The 17169-nt window shown below is 71.0% G+C and carries 17 protein-coding genes; 6 read left to right on the top strand and 11 right to left on the bottom strand.

Annotated features, from left to right (window positions below; translation table 11 throughout):
- Positions 1-83 precede the first annotated feature (83 nt).
- Positions 84-1049 carry an alpha/beta hydrolase gene (locus FRAEUI1C_RS16245; RefSeq protein ID WP_013424398.1) on the top strand — a complete coding sequence of 322 codons (966 nt, stop codon included), beginning with the start codon at positions 84-86 and terminating at the stop codon, positions 1047-1049.
- 408 nt (positions 1050-1457) lie between these two features.
- Here the strand turns inward: FRAEUI1C_RS16245 and FRAEUI1C_RS16240 are convergent, their stop codons facing one another.
- Both FRAEUI1C_RS16240 and FRAEUI1C_RS41105 read right to left on the bottom strand, forming a co-directional pair.
- A complete protein-coding gene (locus FRAEUI1C_RS16240) occupies positions 1458-2951 on the bottom strand; it encodes a class I adenylate-forming enzyme family protein (RefSeq protein WP_013424397.1) in 1494 nt (497 codons plus the stop codon).
- The gene (locus FRAEUI1C_RS41105) at positions 2948-3100 is read right to left on the bottom strand and encodes a hypothetical protein (protein WP_013424396.1); all 153 of its coding nucleotides are present in this window, start codon (positions 3098-3100) and stop codon (positions 2948-2950) included. Before FRAEUI1C_RS41105 ends, FRAEUI1C_RS16240 begins: the two co-directional genes overlap by 4 nt.
- A gap of 160 nt (positions 3101-3260) precedes the next feature.
- Here FRAEUI1C_RS41105 and FRAEUI1C_RS16235 point away from each other — a divergent pair, with 160 nt between their 5' ends.
- Positions 3261-4085 (top strand): FadR/GntR family transcriptional regulator, encoded by an 825-nt coding sequence (locus tag FRAEUI1C_RS16235; RefSeq protein ID WP_013424395.1) that lies wholly within the window; start codon positions 3261-3263, stop codon positions 4083-4085.
- Between the two features lie 115 nt (positions 4086-4200).
- Here the strand turns inward: FRAEUI1C_RS16235 and FRAEUI1C_RS16230 are convergent, their stop codons facing one another.
- From FRAEUI1C_RS16230 to FRAEUI1C_RS16210, 5 genes are read right to left on the bottom strand one after another with little or no spacing between them, the layout of a single operon-like run.
- Positions 4201-5208: an ABC transporter permease gene (locus FRAEUI1C_RS16230; protein WP_013424394.1), complete on the bottom strand. Its 1008-nt coding sequence runs from the start codon at positions 5206-5208 to the stop codon at positions 4201-4203.
- Positions 5205-6782 (bottom strand): sugar ABC transporter ATP-binding protein, encoded by a 1578-nt coding sequence (locus tag FRAEUI1C_RS16225; protein WP_013424393.1) that lies wholly within the window; start codon positions 6780-6782, stop codon positions 5205-5207. The genes FRAEUI1C_RS16230 and FRAEUI1C_RS16225 overlap by 4 nt, the downstream gene beginning before the upstream one ends.
- Positions 6783-7676 carry an amidohydrolase family protein gene (locus tag FRAEUI1C_RS36365; protein ID WP_049806922.1) on the bottom strand — a complete coding sequence of 298 codons (894 nt, stop codon included), beginning with the start codon at positions 7674-7676 and terminating at the stop codon, positions 6783-6785.
- 45 nt (positions 7677-7721) lie between these two features.
- On the bottom strand, positions 7722-8804 hold the full coding sequence (locus FRAEUI1C_RS16215) for a sugar ABC transporter substrate-binding protein (protein ID WP_013424391.1): 1083 nt from the start codon (positions 8802-8804) through the stop codon (positions 7722-7724).
- A 60-nt stretch (positions 8805-8864) separates the two neighbouring features.
- Positions 8865-9662, bottom strand: a complete 798-nt coding sequence (locus FRAEUI1C_RS16210) for an enoyl-CoA hydratase/isomerase family protein (RefSeq protein WP_013424390.1) — start codon at positions 9660-9662, stop codon at positions 8865-8867.
- Between the two features lie 49 nt (positions 9663-9711).
- On the opposite strand from FRAEUI1C_RS16210, the gene FRAEUI1C_RS16205 reads away from it, so the two are divergent.
- From FRAEUI1C_RS16205 to FRAEUI1C_RS16195, 3 genes are all read left to right on the top strand, one after another.
- Positions 9712-10533, top strand: a complete 822-nt coding sequence (locus tag FRAEUI1C_RS16205) for an SDR family NAD(P)-dependent oxidoreductase (RefSeq protein ID WP_013424389.1) — start codon at positions 9712-9714, stop codon at positions 10531-10533.
- Positions 10534-10617: 84 nt separating this feature from the next.
- The gene (locus tag FRAEUI1C_RS16200) at positions 10618-11361 is read left to right on the top strand and encodes an enoyl-CoA hydratase (RefSeq protein ID WP_013424388.1); all 744 of its coding nucleotides are present in this window, start codon (positions 10618-10620) and stop codon (positions 11359-11361) included.
- On the top strand, positions 11358-11813 hold the full coding sequence (locus tag FRAEUI1C_RS16195; RefSeq protein ID WP_013424387.1) for a pyridoxamine 5'-phosphate oxidase family protein: 456 nt from the start codon (positions 11358-11360) through the stop codon (positions 11811-11813). Before FRAEUI1C_RS16200 ends, FRAEUI1C_RS16195 begins: the two co-directional genes overlap by 4 nt.
- 74 nt (positions 11814-11887) lie before the next feature.
- Here the strand turns inward: FRAEUI1C_RS16195 and FRAEUI1C_RS16190 are convergent, their stop codons facing one another.
- Positions 11888-12568 carry a TetR/AcrR family transcriptional regulator gene (locus FRAEUI1C_RS16190; protein WP_013424386.1) on the bottom strand — a complete coding sequence of 227 codons (681 nt, stop codon included), beginning with the start codon at positions 12566-12568 and terminating at the stop codon, positions 11888-11890.
- A 130-nt stretch (positions 12569-12698) separates the two neighbouring features.
- On the opposite strand from FRAEUI1C_RS16190, the gene FRAEUI1C_RS16185 reads away from it, so the two are divergent.
- The gene (locus tag FRAEUI1C_RS16185) at positions 12699-13871 is read left to right on the top strand and encodes a spirocyclase AveC family protein (RefSeq protein WP_013424385.1); all 1173 of its coding nucleotides are present in this window, start codon (positions 12699-12701) and stop codon (positions 13869-13871) included.
- A gap of 265 nt (positions 13872-14136) precedes the next feature.
- On the opposite strand, the gene FRAEUI1C_RS16180 is transcribed toward FRAEUI1C_RS16185, so the two are convergent.
- The 3 genes from FRAEUI1C_RS16180 to FRAEUI1C_RS16170 form a co-directional block, all read right to left on the bottom strand.
- Positions 14137-14985 carry an SDR family NAD(P)-dependent oxidoreductase gene (locus tag FRAEUI1C_RS16180; RefSeq protein ID WP_013424384.1) on the bottom strand — a complete coding sequence of 283 codons (849 nt, stop codon included), beginning with the start codon at positions 14983-14985 and terminating at the stop codon, positions 14137-14139.
- Positions 14986-15049: 64 nt separating this feature from the next.
- Positions 15050-16210 carry a branched-chain amino acid ABC transporter permease gene (locus tag FRAEUI1C_RS16175; protein WP_013424383.1) on the bottom strand — a complete coding sequence of 387 codons (1161 nt, stop codon included), beginning with the start codon at positions 16208-16210 and terminating at the stop codon, positions 15050-15052.
- Positions 16207-17160 carry a branched-chain amino acid ABC transporter permease gene (locus FRAEUI1C_RS16170; protein WP_013424382.1) on the bottom strand — a complete coding sequence of 318 codons (954 nt, stop codon included), beginning with the start codon at positions 17158-17160 and terminating at the stop codon, positions 16207-16209. Before FRAEUI1C_RS16170 ends, FRAEUI1C_RS16175 begins: the two co-directional genes overlap by 4 nt.
- Between the last annotated feature and the right edge of the window lie 9 nt (positions 17161-17169).

Raw genomic sequence — 17169 nt, 5'->3', positions numbered from 1 at the left:
TCGAGGCCGTCGTCGGTAAGGAGCTGCAGCCTGATCCGATCGACGGCCTCCGCGACTTTCCTCGGGCCGAAGGGAGCGTTGCATTGGCCTACCGATTCGATCCCGAGCTGGCCGCGGTGGTCCCGATGCTGCCGGCCCTGGACTTCACCGACCTGGCGGCGGTCCGGGCGTCTTTTGCCGAAGCCCGGCATGGCCAGCGACGTGACACCTCCGGCGTCGACATACGCGTCGTTCACGTTCCTGGGCCCCCAGGCGCGCCGGAGGTTCCTGTCCGGGTCTACCAGCCCGCGCGGACCGCCGGCCGGCCCGGCGCCTCCGCCGGTCTGCTCCACATCCACGGCGGCGGATTCGTGATCGGCGACCGTGGCGTGCAACGGGCCTGTCTGGACCTCGTCCGGGCGCTGAATCTTGTCGTCGTGGCGGTCGACTACCGCCTGGCCCCGGAGTACCCGTTTCCCGCCGCGCTGGAGGACTGCTACGCCGCGTTGACGTGGCTGGCGAGCAACGCCGCCGGTCTCGGCATCGACCCGGCCCGCGTCGCGGTCCGTGGGACCAGCGCCGGCGCCGGACTGGCGGCCGGGCTGGCGCTGCTCGCCCGCGACCGCGGCGGCTCGCCGCTGTGCTTCCAGTTCCTCGCCGTCCCCGAGCTCGACGACCGGCTCGACACGGCCAGCATGCGCCAGTTCGTCGACACCCCGGTGCTCAACCGGTCCAACGCGGTCATCAGCTGGAACGCCTACCTCGGCGAGGGCATCCCCGGCACACCGGACGTCTCGCCTTACGCCGCGCCCGCTCGGGCGACCGACCTGATCGGCCTGCCGCCCGCCTACATCTCCGTGATGGAGTTCGACCCCCTGCGCGACGAGGGCATCGCCTACGCACAGGCGCTCCTCGCCGCCGGCGTCCCAGCCGAACTCCACCTGTTCCCCGGAACGTTCCACGGCTCCGGCGGGATCGCGCCACACGCCACCGTCAGCCGACGGGAACGCGCCGAGGCCACGACCGTCCTCGCCACCGCGCTCGGCCTCTCGCCCGCAACCACCGACTAACGAGGTAGTCGGCGAGCCGGGTCGCGAACACCTTCCCGGCGGACCCCTCTTCCCCGCGCTGCGACCGTCCCAGGGATGTCCCAGGGACGCGGACGGGGATCAGGTGCCGCCGAGGGTGGCCGCGACGGCCAGCGCGATCAGCGTCGTGACGGCGGCCGCGGCGCCGCCGGCGAGCACGGCACGAGCCGGCCCGACACCGGTCAACGCCGGCGACTCGTGAGCGGCGGATTGGACGCACGCCCAGACTGCTGACGATCCCGGGAGTGGACACGGCCGCCGGAATCTCCAGCCTGGCGGCCGTCCGCGGCTTCACGCGTTTCCCCGGTCCAGACAAGCTCGTCGCCACTTCGGGCTCAACCCGAAGGCCCGCCCGTCGGGACTGGGGATGATCCGGCGAGGCCGCTGGCGCTAGGAACTACCCAGCGGTTCCGCGGCCGACAGGGCGTCCACCAGCCCCTGACGGTTCACCTTTCCCATGGGATTCATGCTCAGCCCGTCGGCCCGGCCCCACACCTCGGGCACCTTGTACCGGGCGAGCCGTTCGCGGCACAGCGCGGCGAGCTCGGCCCCCGTCACCGGGCCCCTCGTGACGACGAGGGCCGCGACCCGCTCGCCCAGGCGGTCGTCGGGGACGCCGAAGACCGCGACCGCCGCCACCCCGGGGTGCAGGCGCAGGACCCGCTCGACCTCGGCCGGGTAGACGTTCGCGCCGCCGCGGACGATCACCAGCTTCTCGCGGTCGAGCACGGTGACCCAGCCGTCCGCGTCGACGGTTCCCACGTCACCCGTCACCACAGCGCCCGGCGGCTGGTGCGCGATCATCTCGCCGTCCCGCCACTGACCCAGCGGCGGTCGCCACTGGTGCGCCCAGTCGCCCGTGCCGGCGGCCGCGACGCGGAACTCGCCGATCGAGCCGCTCGGCTGGCCGACGCCGTCGGCGTCACAGGCGGCCAGCTCGAGATGAGGCAGGACGACTCCGGAGGCGCGGGTCCTGGTCCGGCCGTCCACCGGGTCGATCGCGACGACCGTCGGCGCCTCGGTGAGCCCGTAGGTCGAGTGGATCCCGAGCCCGTGGACGTCACGCACGTTCTGGCGCAGCTCGTCCGGGCAGTCGCTGCCGCCGCTCCAGAGTTCGCGCAGGGCGCTCAGGTCGAGTTCCGGGCGCCGGGCGAGGTCGTAGATCTGCGGCGGCGCGCCGTTCCAGACGTTGACGTCGTGCGCGCGGAGCTGCTCGACGATGCCGTCGATGTCCCGGCGGTCGATGAGCACTGCGCAGCCCCGGGCCTGGGCCGCCGTGAGCGTGCTCAGCACCAGCAGGTTGAGGATGGTCATCGGCATGCTGTCGCCCTTGCGCAGGTCCGGCCCCCATCCGCGGGTCGCGCCGAGCACGGCGCCGGGCAGCAGCAGGTTGTGCTGGCTGTGCACGATGCCCTTGGGCAGGCCGGTCGTCCCACTGGTGTAGGCGATGGCCGCCGGGGCGTGGGGGTCGATGTCCACCGCCGGCGCGCGCGAGCCGGCCCGGACCAGCCTCGCCCACCGGTCCACGCCCACCACCGACGGGCCGCCCAGCCGGCAGCGAGGACCCCCGAGTACGACCCGGGGGGTGCTGAGCGCGCGCAGCTGTTCCTGTTCCGCCTCGGTGTAGGCCTCGTTGATGCCGAGCCAGAGCGCGCCGACGCGCTGGGCACCGTGGAAGGCGACGACGATGTCCAGGTCGTTCGGCAGGCAGGCCGCCACCCGGTCGCCGGGGCGGACCCCGAGGTCCCACAGCGCGCCGGCGGCCGCGTCGGCGGCCGCGTCGAGCTCGGCGTAGGTGAGCGACCCCGAGGGGCCAACGAGGGCCGGCGCGTCGGGCAGATCGGCGAGCGCGGGCCGCAGAACGTCGGCGACGGTGCCGGTCACGCGGCCTTCTCCGGCAGGGACCGGCCGCCCACCAAAGGCACCGCGGCCTGCGTGAAGGCACCGAGCGACGTCCGCGGAAGCCAGGCCTCGACCAGGTCGCGGGGCTGGGGACGCGCTCGATCGGCGAACTCCCCGAGATGGACGTCCATGGCACCGCTCCCTCGGCTCAAGGTCTGCGTTAAAGTATAAACATAAAAAGATTGGTCAATCGGCCGCGCGAGGGCCTCGAAGCGGTCCGGATATCGTGACCGCATACCGAGAGGAAACGATGACAAGGCGTGGGCCGGCCAGGCGAGCGGGAGGCAAGAGATGACGGGGGCCGAACCGGGCGCGGACCAGGCCAGCCCGCGCCCGGCGCAGTTCCGGCCGCCCCGGGTGGCCGAGTTCGTCGCCGGCATCCTGCGTGACCGCATCATCGACGGCGACCTGGCTCGTGGCGACTCGCTGCCGAAGCAGGAAGACCTGATGGCGGAGTTCCGCATCAGCCGGCCGACCCTGCGCGAGGCCCTGCGTCACCTGGAGAACGAGGGCCTGCTCACCGTGCGCCGCGGAAGCATCGGCGGCTCGGTCGTCGAGGTTCCCACCGCGGCGACGTCCGCCTACACGTTCGGCCTGGTGCTGCAGTCGCGCAAGGCGTCGATCAGCGACCTGGCGGCGGCGATCGAGCAGATCGAGCCGCTCGCCGCCGCGCTGTGCGCGGCGCGGCCGGACCGGATGGACGCCGTGCTGCCGGGCCTGCGGGCCAACGTCGAGCGCACCGCCGCCGCGATCGACGACGGCGAGGAGTTCACCAAGGCCAGCCGGGAGTTCCACGAGCTGATGGTCAGTGCGTGCGGGAACGAGACCGTCATCGTGATGGTCGGCGCGCTGGAGAGCCTGTGGTCCGAGCAGGAGCGCCAGTGGGCCGCGCGGGTGACGTCGGAGGGCCGCTACCCGGACACGAAGCAGCGGCGCGCGGTGCTGGCGGCGCACACGGCGCTGCTCGACGCCATCGCCGCCGGCGACGGGGAGGCGGCCCGCAAGATCGACGCCGGCCACGTCACCCACTCGCAGCGCTACGCGCTGGAGAACTCCGAGTCCCAGGTGATCAGGGCGACGGCCCTGCGCGACAGCCTGCGCGACCTGGGAAAGTGATCGGCGCGGGCTCATCCGCGCACACGCCGGTCGGGTTGCATGACCGGCCGGCGCGCCTCGCCGCCCACGACGACGCCCGGCCCGAGCGGCTCGCTCGCGGCCCGGCTGGTCTGGCTCACCTGTTCTCGGCGCGGCGCTGGGACCAGGAGTCCAGCGCGACGGCGACGATCACGATCGCGCCCTTGGCGAGCGACTGGGTCGCGGAGTCCCAGGCCAGCTGGTTGAACAGGCTGTCGATCGTCGCGATGATCAGCAGCCCGATCAGGGTCCGCCACATCGCCCCCTGGCCGCCCCGCAGCGAGGTGCCACCGATGATCACGATGGCGATCGAGTTCAGGGTGACGTCCACCCCGACGTTGGCCTGCCCGACGCCGGTCTGGGAGGTCAGCAGCATCCCGCCGACGGCGGCGCACAGGGCGGTCAGCGCGTAGGTCGACGCCTGCACCGTGCTGACCCGCATGCCGGACAGCCGGGCCGCGTCCGGGTTGCCGCCGACGATGTACACCGACCGGCCGTACACGGTGCGCGCGAGCACCGCGCCGCCGATGACGAAGAAGAGCAGGAGCATCCAGATCTCCACGTGGACGCCCAGCCACTTCGCGTTCCCGAGGTAGTCGAACCCCGGCCGCGTGACGGTCACCGCCCCCGACGTGTTGATCAGGTAGGCGATGCCGGAGAAGATCGAGGACGACCCGAGCGTGGCCACGAACGGGTTGACGTGCAGCCGGGTGACGATCAGCCCGTTGATCAGGCCGGCGGCGAGCGCGATCGGCACCATGAGCGCGAAGGCGAGCCCGACCGGCATCGAGTTGGCCAGGGTGGCGTACAGGACGCCGGCCGCCGCGAAGATCCCGCCGACGGACAGGTCGAACCCGCCGCCGATGAGCACGAAGGTCATGCCGATCGCGACCAGGCCCACCGACGTGGTGTTGACCAGTACGACCTCGAGGTTGCCGGCGTCGAGGAAGCCCGGCACCGACACCTGCGCCACGATCACCAGGATGACCAGCACGCCGACCATCGAGTAGCGGCTCGCCAGGTCGACGGCGGCCACGCCCCGGGGCCGGCTCGGGGCGGACTCGGCCCGCGACGTGGCGGGCTCCGCCTGGGTGCTCGTCTTCATACGCCTTGCCCTCCGGAGAACGCCTTGTCGAGGATCGCCGAGATGGAGAAGTCCGGCTCGGCGCGGTCGAGCTGGCCGGCGTACCGGCCCTCGGCCAGGACGATCACCCGGTCGCTGACGACCACCAGCTCCTCCAGCTCGGAGGAGACGACGATGATGGCCAGCCCGCGCGAGGCCATCTCCTCCAGCGCGGTGAGGACCTCTTCCTTCGCCCCGATGTCGATGCCGCGCGTGGGCTCGTCGACCAGCAGCACCGCGGGCTCGGAGTGCTTCCACCGGCCCAGCAGCAGCTTCTGCTGGTTGCCGCCGGACAGCCGCCCGGCCTGCTCGTCGACCCGGGCCGGGTCGAAGCCGAACCGGGTCACCGCGTCCCTGGCCCGCGCCCGCAGGCGGGAGCTCGAGATCCAGCCCCAGCTGGACACCTGGCCGAGGTCGCTCATCACGACGTTGACCGCGGCCGACATCTCCAGGGCGAGGCCCTGGGTCTTGCGGTCCTCGGGCGCCAGCGCGATGCCGTAGTCCCGGGCCCGGCGCACGGATCGGGGCCAGCGGACCTCCTGGCCGCGCAGGATCATCCGGCCGCTCGCCCGCGGCTCCAGGCCGGCGAGCGCCCGCAGGATCGACGTGCGGCCCGAGCCGACGAGCCCGCCGAGGCCGAGGATCTCGCCCGCGCGGACCTCGAGGTGCACGTCGTCCAGCGCGCCGGGCAGCGCCAGCCCCTCGACGCGCAGGAGCGGCTCGCCGGCCGACGACGCCGGGCGCGCCCGGCGGGCGACGTCCTGGCCCGCCTCGCCCTGCAGGCTGCGGACGAGGCTGAGATCCACCTCGTCGCCGAGCATGCTGCGCACCGTCTCCCGCTTGGTGATCTGCGCGCGCGGCGTGGTCCGCACGAGGCGCCCGCCGCGGAACACCGTGACGGTGTCGGCCACCTGAAGGACCTCGTCGAGGTTGTGGCTGACGAAGACGATCGTCCGGCCGTCGGCCCGCATCTGCCCCATCAGCCGCAGCAGGGCATCACGTTCGGCCATGCCGAGGGACGCGGTCGGCTCGTCGAACAGGATCAGCCGGGCGTCGGACGCCATCGCCCGCATGATCTCCAGCAGCTGCTGGTCGGCGACCGAGAGCGCGCCGGCCGGCCGGCCCGAGGGCACCGGGGGAACCCCGAGCCGGTCACACAGCTGCTCGTAGCGCCGGCGCATCGAGCCGGTCGACAACACGCCCAGGCGTGCCATCGGCTGGCCGAGGAACACGTTGGCCTCGGCGCTCAGGGCCGGCGCGATCGTCAGCTCCTGGTAGATCGCCGCGGCGCCGAGCCGACGCGACTCGCGCGGCTGGAGCGCGGGCAGGCGGTGGCCGAACAGCTCGACCGTGCCGGTGCTCGGAGCCAGCCGCCCGGCGAGGATGCCGAGCGCGGTCGACTTCCCGGCCCCGTTCTCCCCGACCAGCGCGTGGATCGTTCCCTGCTCGATCGTCAGGGTGATGTCGTGCAGCGCCGTGACCGCCCCGAAGGTCTTCGACACCCCGCGGTAGGCCGCGGCCGGGGTGCGGTCACCCGGTCGTTCGTCGGCTGCCATCTAGATCCTGTAGATCCGCTGCGCGTTGGCGTACAGGACCTGCCGTTGTTCCTCGGCGGACAGGCCGGCGATGACGGACAGGAACATCCGCAGCAGCTCGTCGTAGTGGCCGTAGTTTCGGTCGACCGGGAAGTTGCTGCCGTAGAGGCACCGCCCCGGGCCGAACTGCTCCAGGCAGAACTCGAGGAACGGGCGCTGCCGGTCGGCGTCGAAGGCGTGGATCGCCATCGCCAGCCCGGACAGCTTGCAGTGCACGGTCGGCACCGCCGCCAGCGCCCGGATCCCCTCGCGCCAGGCCGCGACGTCCGCCGGGTCGTCCGGGTGCCGCGGCCAGCCGCAGTGCTCGAGGATCCACGGGACGTCCGGATGCCGCTCGGCCAGCCGCGCGGCGTCGGCCATCGTTTGGTGATGACCCATGTGGTCGTACACCAGCCCGGCGTCGGCCAGCATCCGCATGTAGTCGCCGGCCACCGGCGAGCCGTAGTCCAGCTCGCCGATGACCCGCACGCCGCGGAACAGCTCCCAGTCCGCCTGCGCGGCCAACGACTCCTGCCGCTCGCGTGCCGACAGCCTCGGGTCGACGCTGCCGATGACCGCGCCGAGCAGCGGCTCGTCCTTCGCCACCGCGCGCACCCAGCGCACCTCGTCGACGTGCCCGCCGTCGAAGAGCGTCGCCATCACCCACACGACGCGCTCGACCCGGTAGCCCTCGACCGCGCCGGTGGCGTCGGCCCGGTAGTCGGCCGGCAGGTATGGCCGGACCATCGGGCTGATGTCACCCATCCCCAGCTCGTCGGCCTGCTCCTGGGTGGCCATGACCATCCAGGCGTTACCCGGGTCCCACCAGTGGATGTGCGAATCGACCACCGGGGTCGGTTCCTGCGGCATCTGCATGCCTCAAGCCCCTTGCGCTAGCGGTTGTCTCGGCGGCGTCGGCGCTCAGTACTCGAACTGGTACGTGTCGACCGTGTCCTTGGTGATCTGGAACGGCGTGTCAGCGGTACCGGCGTTCAGGGCCGCGTCGAACTTGGGCCCCTGCTTGCCCGCCAGGGCGTTGACGATCGACGCGACCGCGGTGTCGATGATGGTCTTCGGGGTGTACGGCACGCTCATCGTCAGCCAGCCGTCCCTGATCAGCTGCGCGTTCTGCTTGGCGCCGCCGACCTCGAAGACCTGCACGTCACCGGGCTTCTTCCCCGCCTGCTTGAGCGCGCTCACGATGCCGACGGTCACGTCGGGACCGACGGAGAAGATGGCCTTCACGTTCGGGTGCGACTGCAGCAGGTCCGCGGTCTGCTTGAGCGCGGTCGGCGTGGTGTAGTCCGAGTTGAGGTTGGCGACCGGGCTGAAGCCGTTCGCGCTCATCGCGCTGTCCATGTTCTTCGTGGCGGCGACCAGCGGCGGGCCGTTGATGACCGCGACCTCGTGGTCGCCGGCGCCGAGCAGCTGCTTGGCCTCGCGCGCCCAGCCCGTGTAGTACGTGACGGTCGACTCGGCGCCGATCGAGTTCAGCGTGCCGGGCGTCCAGAACTCGTCACCGGCCGGCTTCGTCGCCTGGTCGCAGGTCGGGTTGTCGAGCTGGCTGACCAGGATGCCGGCGGCCGGAGCCTGCTTGGTCAGCAGCGTGCAGGCCGACGCCGCGCTGTAGTTCTCCACCAGGAACGCGTTGTACTTCTTGCCCTGGATCGCCGTGCGCAGCTGGCTGAGCTGCGTCGTCGGGTCGAACTTGGAGTCCAGGTAGGTGATCGAGATGCCGTACTTCTTCTCCAGGTTGGGGATCTCGTCCCGGTACGCCGTCTGGTAGGCGATGCCGCTGCCGGCGAACATCGCGATCTTCGGCTTGGTGCCCGCGGGGAAGGTCAGCTTCTGGGTCCCGACGTCGATGGTGATGGACGACGAGCCGCCGCCGGCGCCTAAGCCGGCGGAGCCGCCGTCACTGCCGCTGCTGCCGCACGCCGCCAGCGCGGCGGCGCTGAGCGCGGCAACGGCGATCGCAGATGTCGTCCGTCGAGTTGGTGTCATCGCGGTCGTAGCCCCCAACGCTTTGTAAAAAGATTCATCCTTTTGCGGACCGGGCGGACACTACGAGGGTTTTTCAACCTCGTCAAGGGACTGTTGCCAGACGGCCGGACGCCTCTCGGCGAACGCGCTCGGGCCCTCGGCGGCGTCGGGGTGGCCCCAATGTGCCTGCACGTCGGCCCAGCCAGCCTGCATCAACGGCTCCAGCCGGTCGGCGACGCGGCGCAGCGCGCGGCGCGTCTGCCGGACGCTGCGCGGCGACGCGGCGGCGATGTGCTCGGCGACCTCGACGGCGCGGGCCAACAGCCCCGGCTGGTCGACGAGCTCGGAGACCAGCCCCAGATCGAACGCCCGCTGGGCCGGCAGGCGTTCGGCCCGGCCCATCAGCACCATGCGAGCGATGATCGGCAGCGGCAGGCGCAGGGCGAGGGACGGCGGCTCCACCCCGCTCACCTGGCCCACCGACACATGCGGGTCGAGGAACTCCGCCTGCGGCGCCGCCAGGACGATGTCCGCGTCGGCGACGAAGTGCAGGCCGGCGCCGGCACAGGTGCCGTTGACCGCCACGACGACGGGGACCTCGAGGGTCCGGCCGGGCAGGAAGTTCAGCTCGTCGTCCAGGTCGCGCCCCCTGGGCGCGCGTTCGCCGGCGAGAAACGCCGCGTCGGCGCCGGAGCAGAACCCGCGCCCCTGCCCGGTGAGCACCACCGCGCGCAGGGACGGGTCACCGGCCAGCTCACGCCACAGCGCGTGGAGGCGGTCCATCAGTTCCCCCGACAGGGCGTTGAGCCGTTCCGGCCGGTTGAGGCGGACGACGGTCACGCCGGTCGGGTGGCGGTCGATCAGCAGCGGTTCGGCCATGCGGGATCTCCTGGACTCGGCGGCGGGCACGGGTCTAGGATATCCACAAATGTTAAAACGATTTTGGGATGATGACGAGGAGGGCGGTTCGTCCGCCTCCCCGCTCCACGGCCAGGCCGCCGTGGTCACCGGTGCCGGTCGCGGGCTGGGTCGCGCCATCGCCCTGTCCTTGGCCAGGGCGGGCTGCCGGGTCGTGCTGACCGCCCGGAACGCCGACGAGCTCGCCGCCACCGCGGCGCTCGTCGAGGACGCCGGCGGCGAGGCGCTGGCCGTGGCCGCCGACGTCACCTCACCCGAGCAGGTCGGGCGCGTGCACGACGAGGCGATCGCCAGGTTCGAGGCCGTCGACATCGTGGTCAACAACGCCGGGAACCTCGTGCTCGCCCCGTTCGTCGCGCTGCCCACCGACTCGGCGCGGGCCGGGCTGACCTTCGACGACTGGCGTTCGACCCAGTCCGTCCACCTCGACGGCGCGTTCCACGTCCTGCGGGCGTTCGCCCCGGCCATGCTCACCCGCGGCCACGGGCGCGTGATCAACATCGTGTCGTCGGCGCTCGGGCGGGTCGTCCCGTTCAGCAGCGCCTACGACACCGCGAAGGCGGGCCTGGCACAGCTGACCCGGTCGCTGGCCTTCGAGTGGGCCCGCTACGGGGTGACCGTCAACGCCATCGCCGTCGGGCAGGTCCGCACCTCGATGACCGAGGCCGCCCACGACGACCCGAAGACCGCCGCGTGGCTGATGCGGCGCATTCCGGTCCGCCGCGCCGGAGACCCGGCCGAGATCGGCTGGCTGGTCACCACGCTGGCCGGGCCGGAGTCGGCCTTCCTCACCGGCCAGATCATCGGCCTCGACGGCGGGGAAACCCTGTAGTGCTCCTGAAGACCGGGCCGAGGCGCGCGGACGAACGTTCCCACGCCTCCTGCGGCCCGCCGGGCTCTAGGCGTGGAGGAGACGTTGTCCGAAATTGAGGTGTCGACCGACGGCGGCATCCGAACGATCCAGCTCAACCGGCCGAAGGCGCGCAACGCGCTGTCGAGCGACATGCAGGCCGGCCTGGTCGCGGCGCTCGCGGCCGCCGACCAGGACCCGACCGTCCGCGTCGTCGTCCTCACCGGCACCGACCCGGCGTTCTGCGCCGGCAACGACTTCACCGATCTCGGCCAGTTCGCCGACCGGTACGCCAACCAGTTCCGCACCGATCCCGGCCGCGCCCTGCGCGCCATGAGGACCCCGGTGATCTGTGCCGTCAACGGCGCCTGCGTGTCCGGCGGCCTCGAGATCGCGCTCAGCGCGTCGTTCATCGTGGCCTCCGACCGCGCGCGCTTCGCCGACACCCACGCTCGCCTCGACGTGATCGCGACCTGGGGCCTGTCCGCCCTGCTCCCGCGCGCCGTCGGCGTCCGGCTGGCCCGCGAGATGTCGATCACCGGCCGGTTCCTCGACGCCACCGAGGCGCTCGCCCGCGGCCTGGTCAACCACGTCGTGCCCCACGAGGACCTCCTGCCGTTCACGGCCCGGCTCGCCGCGTCGGTCGCGGACACCTCGGCGGTGCGGGACGTCCTCGCGCTCTACGCCCGCGGGGAGGACCTTCCGCTCTCCGGGGCGCTGAGCCACGAGACCGCGACCGCCTTCAGCCGCCCCCTCAGCCCCACCGCGTTCGCCGCCCGCGGCCGCGACATCGTCAAGGACCCCACATGAGCATCCGGCTGACCGACGACGAGGCCTGGGCCGCGATCGAGGCCGCCCACACGGGCATCCTGACCACCCTGCGCGCCGACGGCCGCCCGATCACGCTGCCGACCTGGTTCGTCGTCGTCGACCGCACCGTGTGCCTGCGCACGCCGGTCGGCTCCAAGAAGGTGGCACGCGTCCGGCGCGACCCCCGCGCGTCCTTCCTCGTCGAGCACGGCGAACAGTGGCAGGCGCTGTTCGGGGTCCACCTCAGCGGGCAGCTGCGAACCGTCACCGACGACACCGAGCAGGCACACGTCCACGGCGCGCTGGACGAGAAGTACCGCGACTACCGCCTGGCGCCCGACGCGATGCCCGAAACCGCCCGCCAGGCGTACGCCACCTTCGCCGTGCTGCGTCTCGCCCCCGAGGGCCGTCTGCTGACCTGGGACAACTCCCGGATGCGGCCGCCGAGCTAGCCGCGCTCCCCGCACGGGCGCCCGAGATGACGGAGCGCGAACCACCAGGGGGTGGCGTCGCACGGCGTTGGCGGTCAGGGCGAACGAGGTGAGGTGGCGGGACCCGTCGGCGTCGCGCTCTGGCCTCGGTTGTCGCTGGTCATCAGGGTTCCGAGCAGTAGCAGCTTGACCGCGTGGACGGTGGTCGCGAACTGGTCGGGGGTCGCGAGGGAGGCGTGGTCGTAGAGCCCGCGCATGAGAGCGAACACGGCCTCGGCGGCTGCCGGTGGCGTCACGTCGGGGTTCAGTTCGCCGTCGCGGTGGGCCTGCCAGACCAGGTCCTCCACGAGACCGCGCAGCGACGCGAAGATCGTCTCTCCGATGGTCGCCAGTTCGGCGTCCGCGACGCCGGGCGCGCGCACCGCCCGGTCGAACGCGAGGGCGTAGGGGTATTCCTGCACGATCTCGCCGCCCCGGTGCATCACCGCGACCAGCTTGTGGACGAGTCCGCCCGACTGCTTCGCCGAGTCGAGCAGCCCCGGCATCGCCGCGGCGCTGAGGTCGACGTACGCCGCCTTGACGATCTCGGCCTTGTTCGGGAAGTAGTGGTACAGGACGCTGCTGGTGACATTGGCGGCCCGGGCGATCTCGCGAATCGTCGCCCGGGCGTATCCCACCTCGGCGACACACCGCATGGTGGCAGCGACGATCCGGCGGCGGGTGTCCTCACCCCGCGAACCCACCGGCCGCCCCAGCGTCGATGCGCTCTCCGACACCACCACGCTCCTCTCGCGACCAGCCCGACGACACCCATCTTGACTGTCCGACAGGCAGCCAACACAATCCCGTAATGAATCGACCGGTCGATCTATTAAGTGGGCCGGTCGCGGCGCGGGAGGCAGTGTCATGAGCGATCAGTCGGTGACGTCCAGTCCACCCCCGGCCGAGGTCCAGCGAACGCCAGGGCCCGAGTCGGAGAACAGCCCGCCGCCCCGCAACGCCGTCCGGGTCTGGTCGGTCGTCGGGGGTGTCCTGCTCCTGGTCCAGCTCTACGTGTGGATCCGCTGGGTCACCAGCCCCTACTTCGCACGCGTCCCGCAGGGCCCGAGCGATCCCCCGCTGTACATGAAGATCCCGCTGGTGGTGGACGCCGCCGCGATGTGGATCGGCCTGCCGATCGCCATCTGGCACTTCCTGGTCAGGCCTTGGTTACGCGAGCGCCGGATCACCCTGGACGGGATGCTGCTGGCCAGCCTCGGGCTGATGGGCTTCCAGGACCCGCTGCTGAACTACACGAACACCTGGTGTGTCTACAACACCTGGCTGTTCAACCGCGGCTCCTGGTCCCACTTCATCCCGGGCTGGATCTCCCCCGAGGCACCAGGCCACCAGGTACCGGCCCCCATCCTGACAAACGTGCCCGGCTACACCTGGGGCGTACTGGTCCTCACGATTTCGCTCTGCACAGCCATGCACAGGATCAAAAATCGGTGGCCCGGCATCGGCAACCTGCGGCTGATCGGCATCACCTTCGTGATCTGTTTCCTCTTCGACGTCGTCATGGAGGGCCTGGTCCTCATGCCGATCGGGTTCTACAGCTACCCCGGAGCAATCCGATCCGTCTCGCTCTTCGCCGGCACCTACCACCAGTACCCGCTCTACGAGGGGCTGATGTGGGGCGGCGTCCAGACCGCCCTGTGCTGCCTGCGGTTCTTCACCGACGACCAGGGCCGCACCATACCCGAACGCGGGCTGGAGGCCATCCGCGGCGGCGCGGTCCGGCGCCAGTCCGTCCGCTTCCTCGCTATCTTCGCCGCCGCGAGCGCCTGCTTCTTCGTCTGCTACAACCTCCCCGCCCAATGGATCGGCCTACACGCCGACGCCTGGCCCCAGGACGTCCAGAAACGCTCCTACCTCAACGGCGGCATCTGCGGAGACGGCACGAACACACCCTGCCCAGACCCCGCGCTACCGATACCGACGAAACACTCCGGATACGTCGACCTGAACGGCAGGTTCGTACCCCCCAGCGGCGTCACGGCCCCGAAATCCGCCGTACCGTTCGAACGCGGGAAATAGCAGACCGGACACGACGCCGCTGTGGTCGCGGGCGCGGGGCCTCCTGTCCGGCTGGAGGCCCTTCGGGTTTGCGCCCCATGACGGCCGGAACACGATCGTGTTCACGTAACGATCACCTGAACCTTCCAGCGCGATGCGCAGATGGCACGAGGTGAGCAGCGAATTTTCCGGAAGACTGATCCAATAATCCCCCAGTCGCTGGTTCATTCCCGTTCTCCTATCTATCAGCTTTTAGCCGTGATGTTCGTCGGACCTCGGAGCGTGCTCATGCACCAGGAATTCCGGCGTAGGTACCGAGGCTGTCGAGATAGGCGATCGTGTTCGGCATCGGCTCTTCGTGGGTGAGCACGTACGGGGCCCGCTGCCTGAGCGCCTCGACGACCATCGGCCCCACCCGGTCTGCCCCGATCTTGACCGGCTTGTGGGGGCGGTCCGGACCGACGTATGCGGGCACGTCACGGAGATCGGACTTCTCCTGCTCGGAACGCAGCCGTTCGCTCGACCAGATCCGCGTCTCCACCGGTCCCGGGAACAGGGTCGTCACACCGATGCCCGCGGGACGCACCTCCGCCGTCAGCGAGCGGACCAGTCCGTCGACCGCTCCCTTGGAGGCTGTGTAGGCGGTGTGGCCGCCCAGCCCGGTCAGCGAGCTGGTCGAGGACGTGCAGAGGATCTGCCGGAAGCCACTCTGCTCGAGCATCCTCGGCAGGAACGCGCGGATTCCGTACAGCACGCCCCAGAAATTGCAGGCCATCACCCACTCGAAGTCACTGATCGAGGATTCCCACAGCGCACGGAACGGACGCACCGTCACGCCGGCGTTGTTGACCAGAATCTCGACGGTACCGAACTCGTCGAACACCCGGTCGGCCAGCGCGACGACGGCGTCGTGCTTCGAGACGTCCACCTGGACGGCGATGGCTCGGCCGCCCTTGTCGACGATCTCGTCCCGGACCGCGTTCGCGACGTCCGGCTCGATGTCTGCCACGGCGACCGCCGCGCCGGCCTCGGCGAGGCTCAGCGCGATCGACCTGCCGATGCCGGTGCCGCCGCCGGTCACCACCGCGTGCAGGCCGCTGAAATCCTCGATGCTCGGAAGTTCCGCTTCGACCATGACTCTTCTCCAGTCTCGAAGATTTCCGGATCGCTGGGCTCCGTCTATGGGAGCGCCACCACCGCTACCACGGCGTGACCCGCCCGGCTGGTGACGTCGTGCTCTCGCCACGGTCAGGCACGGTCGAGTGCTCGCTGACCGGCTGGAGCCCCTCGAAGCTCCCCGCCCCGGCCGGGTCGCTGGGTGGCGGCAGCTCGTCCTTGATCGGCAGGAACCGGCCACGGGCCCGACGGAGGAACGACACGATCCCGCCCGGCATCACGAAGATGACCACGACGAGGATCGCGCCGTAGACGACGTTGGTGAAGGCCGGCGCCTGGTTGCTGTCCAGGAAGGGCAGCGAGCCGGCGAGGTTCTGGCTGATCTGCGGCAGCCAGACGATGGCCGCGCCGCCGATGGCGGCACCGGCGATCGTTCCCGACCCACCGAGCAGCAGACCCGTGATCAGCTCCAGCGCGACCAGGAAGCCGCCGCTGTCCGGGCCGACGATCGGCACCACGAGCAGCAGCATCGCGCCGCCCAGGGCGGCCAGCGCCGACCCGATGGCGAACGCACTCGCCTTCCACAGGGCGAGACTGATGCCGGACGCCGCGGCGCCGATCTCGTTGTCCCGCATCGCCATCAGCGCACGTCCCACGCGGCTGCGCAGTGCGTTGGAGACCAGCCAGAACAACAGCACGGCGAGGGCAGCCAGCGTGAGGAACTGCCAGCCCCGGTCACTCATGGCGATCGGGAACCAGGCCGGAGCCGACCACTCGATGAACGCGGACTTGCCGTTCGCGCCGCCGGTCAGGTCGCGGAGCTGGTCCATGTTGACGATGCTCGGGAAGGCCACGACCAGCGCGAAGCTGATGATGGCCAGGTAGTGCCCCCGGACCCGGAGCGCCGGCAGGCCGAGGACCAGGCCGACGACCGCGCCGGCGACCGCGACGACGGGCAGCGTCGCCAGGAACGGCCAGCCGTGGTCGGAGACGAGGATCGCCGTCACATATCCGCCGAGCCCGAAGAACGCGCTCTGGCTGAACGTGAACTGTCCGCTGTAGCCGACGACGAGGTTGAGGCCGAGCAGTGCGACCGCCCAGGCGGCGACGCTCCCGTAGTTCACGAGCCGGTAGTCGGGCTCGTAGGCGGCCAGGAACAGCACGATGACAGCCGCGGCCACGCAGCACACGATCTGGATGCCGCGGTGGGTGACCGAGCCGTGCCGGACGACCAGGGCTTTCATACTCGCTCCACCGGCTTGTTGCCGAACAGTCCATAGGGCCGGATCAGCAGGACGACGACGATGACCAGAAGGGCCGTGACGGTGCTCAACTGCCCGCCGATGAACGTGAACAAGGCGGGCAGAAGCATTTCGACCAGTCCCACGACGAGACCTCCGATGACGGCGCCGCCGATGCTGTCGAAGCCACCGAAGGCGGCGGTCGCGAGCCCGAACAGCAGGACGCCCGACATGAGGTTGAAGTCGAGCGCACCGCCCTGGGCCGAGAAGAGAATGGCGGCGATCGAGCCCACCGCGGCGGCCAGGCCCCAGCCGAAGGTGCGCATCAGCCCGACCGGAATGCCGACCAGGCTCGCCGAGTCGGGGTTCGTCGCCGCGGCCCGGTAGCTGAGCCCGAGGCGGGTCCGCTGCATCAGCAGCACGAGGGCGGTCGTCACCACCGCGACGGTCACCCAGATGTAGAGCGTGGAGTACCGCAGGGCGAACTGCGGCGGACCGTCCAGCAGCACCCACTGGTCGTGGACCTTGCTCGGGAACGGCGTGATCGGCGCGACCTGGTCGACACCCCAGATGATCGCCGTCACCGCGTTGAAGATCAGATAGAGGCCGAGCGTCGCGAGCATCGCTCCCTGCGGGCCACGCCGCTCCACCGGGCGGATCAGCCCCCGGTCCACCCCGGCCCCGAACAGGATCGACAGCAGGATCACCAGGGGCACCGCCAGCCAGTACGGCAGACCGTGCTGGACGCACAGCGTGAACACGACGAACGTGCCCAGCGTGCCCATCTCGCCCTGGGCGAAGTTGATGTGCCCGGAGGCCCGGAAGGTCACGACCAGGCTGATCGCCATCAGCGCGTAGATCGAGCCCACGGTCAGGCCACTTGTCACCAGGCCGAAGAAGTACGCCGGATGAAACAGCGCATCGTTGATCCCCGGCATCGCCACCAGCCGCACGGTCGACCT

This window comes from Pseudofrankia inefficax, from assembly GCF_000166135.1.
Taxonomy (GTDB): domain Bacteria; phylum Actinomycetota; class Actinomycetes; order Frankiales; family Frankiaceae; genus Pseudofrankia; species Pseudofrankia inefficax.
Note: the sequence above shows the minus strand (reverse complement) of the source record. Positions and strands in the feature narration are given on the sequence as shown.